Origin of the sequence: Nitrosomonas marina (assembly GCF_900111605.1) — a bacterium.
In the GTDB taxonomy this organism is placed as follows: Bacteria; Pseudomonadota; Gammaproteobacteria; order Burkholderiales; family Nitrosomonadaceae; genus Nitrosomonas; species Nitrosomonas marina_A.
In genome coordinates, this window is sequence record NZ_FOIA01000018.1 from 1 (window position 1) to 13,154 (window position 13,154).

10 protein-coding genes are annotated in these 13,154 nt (G+C 44.7%); 2 read left to right on the forward strand and 8 right to left on the reverse strand.

Annotated elements, in window-relative coordinates; translation table 11 throughout:
• Positions 1-45 precede the first annotated feature (45 nt).
• The 3 genes from BMY62_RS09160 to BMY62_RS09170 form a co-directional block, all read right to left on the reverse strand.
• A complete protein-coding gene (locus BMY62_RS09160; protein ID WP_177170347.1) occupies positions 46-282 on the reverse strand; it encodes a hypothetical protein in 237 nt (78 codons plus the stop codon).
• A 407-nt stretch (positions 283-689) separates the two neighbouring features.
• Complete coding sequence (locus tag BMY62_RS09165) at positions 690-1,226, reverse strand: DUF2726 domain-containing protein (protein WP_090658875.1); 537 nt, start codon at positions 1,224-1,226, stop codon at positions 690-692.
• A 172-nt stretch (positions 1,227-1,398) separates the two neighbouring features.
• Positions 1,399-1,683, reverse strand: a complete 285-nt coding sequence (locus BMY62_RS09170; RefSeq protein WP_090658877.1) for a hypothetical protein — start codon at positions 1,681-1,683, stop codon at positions 1,399-1,401.
• A gap of 404 nt (positions 1,684-2,087) precedes the next feature.
• Here BMY62_RS09170 and BMY62_RS09180 point away from each other — a divergent pair, with 404 nt between their 5' ends.
• Entirely contained in the window at positions 2,088-2,654 is a 567-nt protein-coding gene (locus BMY62_RS09180; protein WP_090658880.1) for a carboxymuconolactone decarboxylase family protein, read from the forward strand.
• Between the two features lie 234 nt (positions 2,655-2,888).
• Here the strand turns inward: BMY62_RS09180 and BMY62_RS09185 are convergent, their stop codons facing one another.
• Together BMY62_RS09185 and BMY62_RS09190 are read right to left on the reverse strand one after the other, a co-directional pair.
• Positions 2,889-4,715 carry an AMP-dependent synthetase/ligase gene (locus BMY62_RS09185; RefSeq protein ID WP_090658882.1) on the reverse strand — a complete coding sequence of 609 codons (1,827 nt, stop codon included), beginning with the start codon at positions 4,713-4,715 and terminating at the stop codon, positions 2,889-2,891.
• A gap of 11 nt (positions 4,716-4,726) precedes the next feature.
• Entirely contained in the window at positions 4,727-7,474 is a 2,748-nt protein-coding gene (locus tag BMY62_RS09190; protein WP_090658884.1) for an acyl-CoA dehydrogenase, read from the reverse strand.
• 229 nt (positions 7,475-7,703) lie between these two features.
• Between BMY62_RS09190 and dapE the strand changes: the two genes are divergently transcribed.
• On the forward strand, positions 7,704-8,834 hold the full coding sequence (dapE, locus tag BMY62_RS09195; protein ID WP_090658886.1) for a succinyl-diaminopimelate desuccinylase: 1,131 nt from the start codon (positions 7,704-7,706) through the stop codon (positions 8,832-8,834).
• Between the two features lie 504 nt (positions 8,835-9,338).
• On the opposite strand, the gene BMY62_RS09200 is transcribed toward dapE, so the two are convergent.
• The 3 genes from BMY62_RS09200 to BMY62_RS09210 form a co-directional block, all read right to left on the reverse strand.
• The gene (locus BMY62_RS09200) at positions 9,339-9,788 is read right to left on the reverse strand and encodes a hypothetical protein (RefSeq protein WP_090658888.1); all 450 of its coding nucleotides are present in this window, start codon (positions 9,786-9,788) and stop codon (positions 9,339-9,341) included.
• A gap of 144 nt (positions 9,789-9,932) precedes the next feature.
• Complete coding sequence (locus tag BMY62_RS09205; RefSeq protein ID WP_090658890.1) at positions 9,933-10,592, reverse strand: response regulator transcription factor; 660 nt, start codon at positions 10,590-10,592, stop codon at positions 9,933-9,935.
• A 2-nt stretch (positions 10,593-10,594) separates the two neighbouring features.
• Positions 10,595-13,063, reverse strand: a complete 2,469-nt coding sequence (locus tag BMY62_RS09210) for a sensor histidine kinase (RefSeq protein WP_256207531.1) — start codon at positions 13,061-13,063, stop codon at positions 10,595-10,597.
• Between the last annotated feature and the right edge of the window lie 91 nt (positions 13,064-13,154).

Here is a 13,154-nt window from a genome sequence, read left to right on the forward strand (position 1 = left end):
TTATCAAACCAGATCAAGTTTAAAAATGCCAATTCTGCGATGACCTTAGCTGGTCAGGATTATGTGCGCCTGATTAGCGGTTTCTTTCACGTTAAAAAAATGTCCTTCCCAGTCTTTGCCGAGGATCGCGCTGGCATCACCATTCAAATACAAGCGAAGTAAACGAATAGCAGATTCAGGAATTTTTCTTGTACCTTTTTTCCATTGCCTGATAATTCTCGGGCTTTCTCCGGTGATTTCCTCAATGGCTGGAACGCTGATACCTTGAATAAGTTCGTTCATGATTTTTTGTTGGTTATTTTTAAACAGAAATCATTGCAAATTCAGAAACCAGACGAAATATCAAACAAAAGTGATATAACTTACTAATTTAAAAGTTGTTATCACTTGTCAGAAATCAGGTTTTCTGGAAATGCAATGCTGAAAAATAAAATAATGGATTTGAATCTAGCTTGAAGGGTGGAATGGATGGATAGTAAGCCACAGATTGAAAAAGAAGTTTTGTATTTTGTCCGTAAGCCTTCTATTGTAACGTCTACGGTTAATTTTACATAATATAAATTATTAGCAATTACATAAATAAATGGGGTATTTGCTAAATAATTTTTATTTGGATTATCTTGCTTGGTTTGTGATCATCTTTCAGCACTGAGGTCTAAACGTGCGAATGCCATTTTTCTCTAATCGTCTTAAGATCTGCTGCTTAAAACATCATTAATCGCTTCACGAACATACCCGACCTGGTACGCTGATTTTGTATCGAAACGTATAAGCTGGATGTTGGCGCTCTGGCAGATCTCATTTACCAGGCGATCTCGGTTTGAATTGTTTTCAGCGTTATGATTTGCGTCATCCAGTTCTATAACAGCCATAATGGTCAATGTTTCCGGATCGCAAATAACATAATCAAAATGTTTCGACTGGATTCGGTTAACGGCTATTCGCCATGATTTCTGATTCAAATGCTTTCCAGGCTGTATCACATCGGCGATTCGTACTTTCCCAAATATTTCGAATTGTTCTGAAACAGCCTTTTTCAATACATGATAAAAAGATAATTCAGCGGGCGTAAAAAGGTTGGATACCGATCGATATGTAATATTGGCTTGTTTTGCCTTAATGGATTTGACTAAAGTTGAGAAAAAAAACAGCAACAGGAATGTCGTAATAAAGATCATCGTAAAATCATGATCCAGTCGAGTTAATACCACATCCATAGTTTCCATTTAACAGTCTCCTCTGACCTAAAACTTTATTAACGTCCTGTTTCATGAAAAATAAACCCCTTATTGATATAAATAATCTTTATTTGTAAAAGATTTATTTAAACAGTTATTTATAGTCATCACACGAGCCGCGCCGCAGGGTGGCGTGGCTCATGGTGAACGAAATCCGTTTTTATTGGTAGCGTTGACTGTCTGTCTTTAAAGCTGAGCGTAATTCAGGATATTTTTCACAATGGATTTCATAAAGAGTATGTATCTCTTCCATTACTTCCTGAGGAAAACCATTTCTTTTTCGGTCATGATCGTTGACCAGCAATTTATTTATGAAAGGATAAAATTCCGGATATCCCCAGTGCAATTCAATCTTTTCCGCAACATGTTTGAAATCGCGCTCTAGTAAGGATTCATTATTTTTTAGATACATATTGAATTCTCTGACAAGTTTTCTTAAAGGCATTGTTTTAATATCCGAGAGACTAAAATTAAATTTTAATCAGCAATTATTTATTGGAAAATTAAAATAACGTCTATAAAAATGGCGCTTTTAGCGAATTAACCATAACGCATATACTGTGTTGTTTTCTTACAGAAAATTAAAAAATCATTTTTCCGCATTATTTATTAAATGAGAAACGACAATGGCAAGATTATCGACATCCATTGTTATATGCATAACATTCTCTATGTGCGTATTCTGATATGGTCAGGGTCCTTGGGTTGCCATGATTTGGGTGGCCTTAAATTTACCCAGATAATTTATGGAATTAATAAGCGAAAGAAACCAGAATTAGATCAATATCTTACATATTCGACCATTGAATGGTTTGTACTTCCTCCAAAAAACTTAATAAGGAAATTTAAATGCGAACAATTAGCGGAATTATAGATGACGGTCAAGTTTCACCTGAAATTGATGAGACCTTTGTCAAGATACGAAAAGCGCTTAAAGCACCTTTTACCCCGAATTTTTTCCGGGTATGGGCGGTATCGCCTGAATCACTCAAAGGCATATGGCCGGTAATGAACCATATACTGACAAGTGGTCGTGTAAGCCGCCGACTCAAGGAAATGATTTTCGTAGCAATATCTTCACTAAAGGACTGTCACTACTGTGAGGCCGCTCATCACGCCTTCTGTCTGAGTATAGGTGTTACACCAGATCAAATTGAAAGCTTGATTAAAAACTACACAACAGACACTGCCGATCCAAAAGAAAAAGCCGCAATTGATTTTGCAGTGAGGCTCGCGAAAGATTCTCATTCATCAAGTGAACAGGATTTTGAGTCATTGAGAAAGTTGGGGTTTGATGACGAGGAGATTATGGAAATTATTGCAATGTCAGGTATGGGTGTTTTTTATAATCATCTGGCAAACGCAACCAAAATAAATATTGACGATGGGTTTACCAAAAAGATATCAGGTGAATAAAAACTTGCTGCCAATCGAGAGAAATCAAAAACAAGCATGTGCTATTCGACATTAAAAAAGCAGCCACATATTTACACTTTGCATTTAAATAAAGTGTAAAGTGTCACCCCTGATTTTGTGGAAATTATTTTGTATAAACAACAAATTATTCCTACATCAGTGCTCTATACAGGCGCTGTATGTGGCAGGAGTCGCGTTATAATATTTAAACACTGAGTATTTATTTACATAACATCAATGGCCCGCATACAGTTTTTCAATTTCGACTTTATGCTGCTCCAGGATCTTGGCTCGCCGCAGTTTTAGCGTCGGGGTCATCATTTCGTTTTCAATGGACCAGGATTCAGGAATGACAAGAACTTTTCGGATACGCGCATAACCCGGAAATTCGTGCGTTTGTTGCGTGACTTTTTCAAGAAGAATCTCTTCAATGTGTTTTATTTGTTCGTTGCCAGTTATGTCTGTGTCAATGTTATTTTGGCGGGCAAATTTTTTCCAGTTTTCGGGGTTTAATACAACGAGTGCGCACAGATAGGGACGCGCTTCACCGATGACCAGTGCCTGGTCGAATATGAGGTCGCGCATAATAGCTGCTTCCATATCGCCAGGCGGTATTTTCTCACCGGTTGACAGCACGATGATATCCTTTAATCGACCGGTAATCGTAATATGGCCCTGCAAATCAATCGTGGCGATATCGCCTGAATTTAACCAGCCGTCAGCAGAGAGAACGGCCTCTGTCGCCTGTGAGTTGTTCCAGTATCCCATCATCACATTCGGTCCACGAATCAGCAACGCACCATCATCTCCAATTCTGACATCCACACCTGCGATCGGCACACCTACGCTGGATGGCACATTATCACTATGCCGGTTAACACTGACAACCGGACTGCTTTCAGTCATGCCGTAACCCTGCAATATCGGAAGCCCAAGCCCGATAAAAACGCGAGAGATTTCAGCCGATAATGCTGCCCCGCCACTCATGGCATGGCGCAATCGTCCGCCAAGCTTATTAATCAGTTTGGCAGCCACCAGCTTGTCTAACAACGGCCATATCAAGAATGCCGGACGCCAGCCCGCACGATTCTGCCGGTATTCAAAACGGCTGTATCCAACCTCAACAGTGAAATTAAACAACCAGCGGGCAAAAGCTGAACCTTCATCAAGCTTAGTCTGGACGCCCGCGTAAATGCGCTCGTAAATCCGAGGTACAGAAATCAGTATGGTCGGACGTACGTTCTGCAGGTCTTCCTGCAATAACGGAATCGAACGTGCATAGGCGACAGTCGCACCGCACATTATAGGCAGATAGTAGCCAACGGTTCGTTCAAACGTGTGCGACAGCGGCAAAAAAGACAGCAGCAGATCATCGGGATTCACCTGTACGGCCTGAAGACTGCCATGAGCATTTGACAGGATGTTGTGATGATTCAGCATCACGCCTTTGGGGCGTCCGGTTGTCCCGGACGTGTAAATAATAGTGGCCAGCGTGTTGGGATCATCATTGATATGCTGAACAGCTTCAGTATTTTCCGGCAACCAGTCTGATAACACAGTCAGGTGCTGGCTATCTGCCGCTGTCGCTTCGGGCCCCAAATCGGAATCTTCAACGTTGACCGGGTCAATCAGCACAACACGCTGCAGACTGTCAACCTTACTGCCGGCCTCAAACACTTCAAGCCATTGCGCGGATTTTTCCAGCAGCAGTAGTTTCACCTTGGCATCCGCAAGCATATAGGCGACATTATCCGCCCTGTCTTCGGTATAAAATGGCACGACAACAAGACCAAGCCCAAGTGCCGCTTGGTCAAACATGACCCATTCCGGTCGATTACGCATCATTACAGCAACACGGTCACCGGGTGTCAATGATTCTCTGATCAGCGCCGCCTGCCACTGAGCGATATGCGTATACATGGCCTGCCACGTATGAACACACCATGCTTTCTGCTTTTCATCGTAATAACGATAGGCCTCGCCTTGCGGTGTTGCGTGGACACGTTCCTTAAATAATCCATCCAGAGTTTTCGCTTGCTCGACAGAAATTGTTTGGCTCATAACTATATTGCCTAATGGTTTTTGGTTTCTTCTGTATGAATACCTTCACCTTGTTTCATCTGCCCGGATCCAGTTTTCTCGGTTGGCGATTCATCAGTTTGCCGCCACTCTTCCTGATCAGCGGAACCGGAATGTTGTTCTTGCTTCGATGCGGCATGCTGTGTATTTGTGTCGTTATTTTCTGGTGTCTGTTCAGACGCCGGTGCTTCGTCCTTAAAGAGATCAGATGACGCGATTTCACTTAACTGTCCGGATTCGAGAACATTGGAGCGTTCGATGTCAGTAGCCAACTGCTCGTCCTGGTCTTCGGCCCCGGGAACATCGGAATGTTCCGGTTCGGAAGATGTAAGTGCGGTTGCAGTTGTTGCCGCGATAGTCGACTCTGTCGCTGCAACCGAAGATGTAGCTGGCGGCGGCGATTCTGTACGGTCAGTTGACCCAGGCACTTCATAGGAAAAGTCCTGCGAAAAATCATCTACTTTGATAACCCTGCTGCGCAAATCCCGCATCTTGTGCAGCAAGTCCGCCTCAGTTACGCTTATCACGTTAAGATGGTATGCCTGCGTAATCTGTTTTTCACTCTGCTGCGCGGTAATCTTGCCTGATTTCACGGCATTACGCACTTTTGCCTCGAGTGGTGCGCTTTCGATCGCGCACTCCAGTGCCTGCTCCAGGTCAGACATCGGTTCGCCCGATCGGGCTGGCAGATAAATACCCGCTGTCAGCCTGTCACGCGCTTTATTCGGTTCGAGCAATAACTGGGATACTTCATGTCCAAGCTTATCGGTTGGTGGCAGATACGGTTTTCCCAGCGGGAAAATACATTTTCTCAACAGCCAGACAAATACCTTGTTACCGTGAAAATTACTCAGTAATTCGTCAAAGGCCTGTTGAATGCGGTATATGGCATCCTGAACAGACCAGTGCAGCAACGGTAAATCGGCTTGTGGCCGGCCATTGTCTTCAAATCGTTTCAGCGTTGCCGATGCAAGATATAACAGACTGAGAATATCTCCCAGGCGCGCGGATAAACGCTCCTTTCGTTTTAAGGCGCCGCCCAGCTTTATCATGGCAACATCGGCAAGAAATGCGAAATTCACGGCAAACCGGCTTAATTGTAGAAAATACGGCGCTGTCTCCGGACTGGAGTTTTCAGGAACATTGCTTTTAATATATTTGCCAAACAAGCCATGCACCGGACACTTGACTGCATTGCGCATACTGAATAAAACATGACCGACCAGAGCTGAGTCGAATGCTTTGGAAGCACGTTTTTTGTCTGTGTCGTGTGCTGCGGTGATTTCCTGAAGTATATACGGATGGCAGCGGATCGCGCCTTGTCCAAAAATAATCATGTTACGCGTCAAAATGTTGGCGCCCTCGACCGTAATACTGACAGGCATATGCTGATAGGTTCGTCCGAGATAGTTGCGCGGCCCGATACAGATACCTTTACCGCCGTGTATATCCATCGCATCATTAATGATTTGGCGTGCCCGTTCTGTCAGATGATACTTGACGATTGCGGAAATCACTGATGGCTTTTCACCCAGATCTACAGCACCGGCTGTCATGATACGCGCTGCATCCATCATATAGGTATTGCCACCGATGCGCGCCAGCGCTTCTTCAATTCCTTCAAAATACCCGATGGGCAGGTTGAACTGTACACGTACCCGGCTGTACGCGCCGCTTGTTCTCGCGGCAAGTTTTGCGCTGCCGGTACTGGTGGCCGGTAATGAAATCGAACGTCCGACCGCCAGACAGTTCATCAGCATGCGCCATCCCTGCCCGACACCATTTCGGCCACCGATGATCCAGTCCATGGGTATGAATACATCTTCGCCCCAGTTCGGTCCGTTTTGAAATGCCGCGTCAAGCGGCAGATGGCGCCGTCCGGTATGCAGCCCCGGTGTATCGGTCGGAATCAGCGCCAGTGTTATGCCCAGATCTTCCTGATTACCAAGCAGGTGATCGGGATCATACAATTTAAAAGCCAGTCCAAGAATGGTTGCTACGGGCCCCAGTGTAATATAACGCTTTTCCCAGGTGACACGCATGCCCAGTACATCCTGCTTGCCGTCAAATTCTCCCTTACATACCACGGCGTAATCGGGTATGGAGCCGGCATCCGATCCTGCATCCGGCGATGTCAGGCCAAAACAGGGAACCTCTAATCCCTGGGCCAGACGCGGTAAATAATAATTTTTCTGTTCGTCCGTACCATAATGCATCAATAGTTCAGCAGGACCCAGCGAATTGGGCACCATGACTGTTACCGCTGCCGTTCCACTGCGTGAACCGATCTTCATGACGATCTCGGAATGCGCCAGTGCCGAAAAACCACGTCCGCCATACTGCTTTGGGATAATTAATCCAAAAAAACCATTATCTTTTATGAATTGCCAGACCTCTGGCGGCAGGTCCTTCAGTTCGTGTGTAATCCTCCACTCGTCGAGCATGTCGCAAAGCTGTTCGACAGGGCCATTGAGAAAAGCCCGCTCCTCGTCGCTTAATTGCGGCGTTGGATAAGCCAGCAGTTTACTCCAGTCAGGTTTGCCGCTGAATAGATCACCATCCCACCATACAGTGCCGGCATCCAGCGCTTCCTGCTCGGTCTGAGAAATAGGTGGCAGCATTTTGCGAAATATTTTCAACAATTGGTTGGAAATGATCAGGCGCCTTAACCACGGTACGAATAAAACCAAGGCGACGATCACCAGCAATGATATGAAAACAAGTAATAGTGACTCGAGCATCTTTTCCCCTTATGATCGAATTCAATTAATTGAGCGCTTTATTGCACATCACTCAGTGCGAATTTTGTATCAGGCGTGTAGAATCCGCTTTTAGCAGCAAACCCTAAATTTACATGATAATCACCCAAATCCATACACCCGTATAAAAGTTTTGAACTGAAAGTGTTGTTAAATACATACACTGTTCTTGCGCGTAGTGATTTGATCTCCAGTTTTTACAGGAAAGTTTATGACCAACGAAACATTGGATTTAGCTCGCCAATTGATTAAACAACGTTCCATAACTCCGCATGACAGCGATTGCCAGAAAATACTCGCACGACGATTGCAAAAAGCAGGTTTTCACATTGAAAATATGCGTTTTGGGGAAGTAGATAATCTTTGGGCCCGGCGTGGCGACGCTTCACCTGTGCTGTGCTTTGCCGGACACACCGACGTTGTCCCCACCGGCCCTCTGGCACAATGGGACAGCGATCCGTTTGAACCGGTTATCCGCGACGGCAGATTGTATGGACGCGGTGCGGCAGACATGAAGTCATCGCTGGCCGCGTTTGTCACTGCAATCGAAGCGTTCGTCACTTTGCATCCAGAGCATAAAGGGTCCATTGCTTTGCTAATTACCTCAGATGAAGAAGGACCCGCCGTAGACGGTACTGTAAAAGTTGTGGAAACACTCAGAGCACGCGACGAGTTACTGGATTATTGTATTGTAGGGGAACCGACCTGCTCGCATCGGTTTGGCGATACCATCAAAAACGGCCGACGGGGTTCGTTGTCAGGAAATCTTACCGTCAAAGGTGTACAGGGCCATATCGCCTATCCTCATCTGGCAAAAAATCCGATTCATTTGGTCGCACCGGCGATCACCGAACTTTCGCAAGTCCGCTGGGATGACGGCAATGAATATTTTCCGCCGACCACATGGCACATTTCCAATATTAACGGCGGGACTGGTGCCACGAATATCATACCGGGTACTGTGAATATGTTGTTTAATTTCCGTTTCTCGACTGCCAGTACCGTAGATTCATTGAAAGCCAGAGTCCATGCAGTGCTGGATAAATACGGATTGGAATATGATTTGGTATGGGAGCTTTCCGGCAAACCTTTTTTAACGCCGAGGGCAGAACTTGCCAACGCACTACACGAGGCCGTTATCCAGGTAACAGAACTTGAACCGCAACTATCCACATCAGGCGGCACTTCGGACGGACGTTTTATCGCTGATATTTGTAAACAGGTTGTGGAATTTGGTCCTCGCAACGAAACCATCCATAAACTGAATGAATTCGTAGATGTGGAAGATCTGGAACGACTGGCGAAAATATACCAGATTGCTTTGACAAAGCTGCTGCTGTAGTTACCTCTGAAATCACTGCAGGCATGGCAATGAAAGCCTGCGACTTATACTGAAAGCATTGTAAGGGCAGTCAGGTATTTTCCAGCCACAGCAACAATACACAAAGCAACAACAATGTTTTTTAGCTCAATTTTCATGACAATATGCTCCACTATCAACTTTCTGGCAGGCCACAAAAAAAGTAAGCCGTCGAGAATGGCTGGAAACGGCTTACATGTAGAAAAAGAGAAGTAATGTAATAAAAAACAAAATCGTCATTCATGGATTACGCTAAACATAATAATTCTTTTTTTTTAACAGAACTATTGGGGAAACTATTGTTTTCATATCAGGGAAACCATTAGATTAAATTTTTTCAAACAACAGGTTTTTTGAGCCTGCAGGCATGTCGAATTTAAGTGTGTAGCGGATTGCATATATGTTAAAAACCCGACCAGGCAAGCAATACAGCCTGGTCGGGTTTTTAAATGTTGCTTTGATGAAGAACCGGTTAGCTACAGAATGTTACAAGGCGTCATGAAAATCATCTGCCCTTGACGGAACGCCTTTTTCCTGTCTGATTCTCGCTTTATCAATCTGCTTGGTAGCACCCGGCTTGCTGTATCTATCATGACTAGCCTGCTCCTGAGCGATTTTCTTATGATAAGCCGCCTTGGCAAAGTTTAGCTCAGCTTCTTTTTCATATTTGTTAATCCGCCAGATAACGCGATTTCTTGAAAGCTGTGCATTCCTGCCGAATTTGCGGACCCGAGATCTGTTTTTTACTATTTGCTTCTGTTCTTCAGCCTTGGATTGCATTGTTCTGGCCAAATTCTCATGATATTTTGTCAGTGCGGCATGGTTAACATTTTCCAAACCTTTATTTGCTGACGTATGTTGAGCCATCGGCGCACATGCGGCAGCCAAAATGCAAATAGTAAAAACTGCTAAGTATTTAACTGTTATGGTTTTCATTGATAATTCCCCAACGAATTCAAGACAGGTACCATACTAGCCAAGTCAGATCAGTTTTAATATTGGGAAAACTATTGTTTTTTGGTAAGAGAAACCATTAGGCGTTATTTGCTAATGGGCAGTTTTCAATAGCAATTGCAGCCATCATTGCTTTTCTTCGGAAGCCCAGCGAGTGGCGAAACGGATCAAATCAGCGCTGTCTTTCAGTTTTAATTTGGTACGTATGTTAAAGCGATGGGTTTCAATTGTTTTAATACTGCGCTTCAACAAGTTGGCGATTTCCTGACTACTGTGCCCAGCACCAATCAGATGCAGCACTTCAAACTCACTGGGAGTGAGTTTATTGATCGGTGACTCCGGCTCGGCCTGGCCCGCCACAATCCGGTTGAGCAGTTTTTCGTGCAATTTTTCACTCAAATATATTTTGCCCTGCAGAACTTCCCGAATGGCGTTGATCAATACCTCGCCAGGTTCCTGTTTCATCACATAGCCGCGTGCACCTGCACGCAGGGCACGTTCGGCATAAATCGTTTCATCGTGCATGGAAACAAAAAGCACAGGCAGATCAGGATAGTGGCTATGAATATTTTTTATGACCTCTAACCCGGAGATGGTTTTCAGCGTGACATCCAGCAAAACCACATCAATTTGTTTATTTTTTCTGAGAATTGCCAATGCCTCTTCGCCATCCCCGGCTTCTGCAAAGACCTCGAGATCAGGCTCCATATTGATGAGCATGGCCATCCCGTGACGCATCATCGGGTGATCGTCAACAAGTAGAATTTGTGCTATTGAATCCGGCATTTTTAAACCATCCTCATTTCGAGACGTACTACGGTGCCACCCTCCACACCTGACAGAAACTTGAGTTTGGCACCCAATTGTTTGGCACGATACTGCATGATTTTAATACCCATTCCAGATGTCTCCGGGTCACTTGTATTCAGAGAAAAACCACAGCCATCATCAAGGATAGATAAGATCAGTTTATCATTTTTCGCAGTAAGAGATATTGTCAAATGCCGGGCTTCACCGTGACGAATTGCGTTATTTGCCGCTTCCTGGGCGATTCTGTAAAAATTCAGCGCCAGATTCTTATCGTTGATTCGTATTGTGTGGTCACAATGAAAGTCACATTTGATTGAATAGGTTTTGGCAATTCTTGTAGCCAGTTTCTCAAGTGCAGCAACTACGCCGTTCGCTTCCAGTTCAAATGGCAGCAAACCCTGGGCCAATTGTTTTATCTGTACGACAGCAGTTTGCACCTGCGCTGCTATAGAAGCTGCGATCGCTGCCATCGAGTCATTACCCTGAGAAGCAATTTTTTTCTCCAGCGCCCTGGCTTGATATCCGATAGCCGCAATTTGCTGACCAAGATTGTCGTGCAGTTCCTGTCCAATGGTATGCGCCTGTTCTTCTGCAACAAATACCAGCGTCTGTTCCAGACGCTTGCGGTCAAGCCAGCTCTCCAGATCGCTGGCTATCGCATCCAACAGTTTTTGTTCCTCCTGAATAAGAAACGGCTTGTCTTCCGGGTATGTCACTTTGATATAACCGTATTTTTTGCCACCAAGGCTGATATCCGATTGCAAAACATGACCTACGGAATCGCGGGATTGGTAACAGTCGTCGCATACGCGTTCACTACTGGCTCTGGGAAATAATAATTTTCCATCACGAATATCGTATTTTCCGGATTCAAAATGTCTGCCGTCAATTTCAATGACTGCCGTAGCAATTTCTGGAAACTGCATTGCAGGTATCAAATAATCGAAAATATTCCGGCAGACTTTATCTACTGAAAGCTCAGTACTGATACCTCGCCGTATTTCGTAGAGACAAGTAATTTCTTTCAATCGCTCACGCAGCATCTCATCGACTTGTTTTCGCTCAAGCCAGTTTGCCAGATCGACTGTTATGGTATCTATGAGCTTTTGTTCTTCAATTTCAAGGAACTCCTTGTCTCCGGAATAAAAAACACTGAGTTGACCACATACTTTTCCATTGACTTTGATACTTGAAACCAGGGCATTACTGTGTGTCGGGTTGCCGGCAGCTGAATCGAAGCGTTTTCCGTCGATCTCAATCAAAGCCGAGGCTGATTCCGGGTATTGCATGGCAGGAATCAGATGCTTGAAAATCTGCTGACATACTTCTTCAACCGATAATTCCGTTCCAATGCTGCGCCGAATTTCATAAAGACAGGTGATCTCTTTTAAACGCTCGCGAAGCTCAAGTTCTTTCAGACTCAATTCAAATGAAAACTGCTCGGCTTTGTCTTTCGCCAGTTTTGCGCTCTGTTCTGACTTAATCAATTTGCGAATAAACCCGTTCAGCAGCAGCACCTCGGCGATGATCAGAATACCGAGATAAACCATAATAATTTTGAGTTCTTCAGTTACAGGCTTGAACAGTTCCGCTTCATCCAGTTTAAGAATCATACCCAGACCAATAGCCTCTAAGGGTGCATAGGCCTCAATAACCGGCACATTCCGATAATCGATAACTGCAATAACACCACTTCTGCCGTCGAGCGCGTAGTCCATCGGTAACACGCCTCCTTCCACCACTCGTGTCAGAGACTTAAACCGTACACCATCAATCTGGCTAATCAGGCAAGCCATTTTCTGATCACTTACAGAGGGAGGAGCACATAACATAAATGTGCCGGTTTCGCCGATCGACCTGATTTCACTGAAACTGCGCGTCAATTGCGGCAAAGTCGTTTCCGTAATGATGCCGCCGATATGCTGACCGTCTGGATCGAACACTGCCTCACGCGTGTGCAGAACAAACTCGCCGTCCCATATTAATGTGGTTTCATTCTTCTCGCCAAGAGGTAGTGCCTGTGTGTGTTTTTCTGAAAACCGCCCTGCTTTTACCAACTGGTTGCCTTGCGCATCGTAGACAACTGCCGCTGTAAAACCGGACTGAATCAATGAATGGATATTGCTTTCGAGATCACCGCGTGCTGCTTGATTTTCCGTCTGGCCATACAGTTGCTGTATCGACTGAATCAAAAAAGGCCGCGTAGCCAGTGCACGTGTGTCAGCCAAACCCTTTTCAATCTGGCTCTCGAGCAAATGCGCTTTGCCCTGCAATGCCACATCGAGCCCTCTGCCAAGCGACGATTCAATTTGCTGACGCATCACACTGTAAACAGCAACACCCGTAATCAGTGTAAGACCCATCAGCAACAAACCACCAATCAACACAATTTTATCGTTCTTCTGGACTGAAATTGTGTGACTGTTATTGTTATTGGATTTTTCCATCAGGTTGACCGGGGTAATTGAACCAGTTTTATAAGCAATGCTATATAGGTCGAATGATCAACTAAAATTAACTTGCGCAATTAAATGCCAA

What these genes read in the sequence shown, in the direction of transcription:
- dapE (WP_090658886.1), top strand. Translation starts at nt 7,704, where the DNA reads ATGACCAACGAAACATTGGATTTAGCTCGCCAATTGATTAAACAACGT.
- BMY62_RS09180 (WP_090658880.1), top strand. Translation starts at nt 2,088, where the DNA reads ATGCGAACAATTAGCGGAATTATAGATGACGGTCAAGTTTCACCTGAA.
- BMY62_RS09190 (WP_090658884.1), bottom strand. Translation starts at nt 7,474, where the DNA reads ATGCTCGAGTCACTATTACTTGTTTTCATATCATTGCTGGTGATCGTC.
- BMY62_RS09200 (WP_090658888.1), bottom strand. Translation starts at nt 9,788, where the DNA reads ATGAAAACCATAACAGTTAAATACTTAGCAGTTTTTACTATTTGCATT.
- BMY62_RS09210 (WP_256207531.1), bottom strand. Translation starts at nt 13,063, where the DNA reads ATGGAAAAATCCAATAACAATAACAGTCACACAATTTCAGTCCAGAAG.
- BMY62_RS09160 (WP_177170347.1), bottom strand. Translation starts at nt 282, where the DNA reads ATGAACGAACTTATTCAAGGTATCAGCGTTCCAGCCATTGAGGAAATC.
- BMY62_RS09170 (WP_090658877.1), bottom strand. Translation starts at nt 1,683, where the DNA reads ATGCCTTTAAGAAAACTTGTCAGAGAATTCAATATGTATCTAAAAAAT.
- BMY62_RS09185 (WP_090658882.1), bottom strand. Translation starts at nt 4,715, where the DNA reads ATGAGCCAAACAATTTCTGTCGAGCAAGCGAAAACTCTGGATGGATTA.
- BMY62_RS09165 (WP_090658875.1), bottom strand. Translation starts at nt 1,226, where the DNA reads ATGGAAACTATGGATGTGGTATTAACTCGACTGGATCATGATTTTACG.
- BMY62_RS09205 (WP_090658890.1), bottom strand. Translation starts at nt 10,592, where the DNA reads ATGCCGGATTCAATAGCACAAATTCTACTTGTTGACGATCACCCGATG.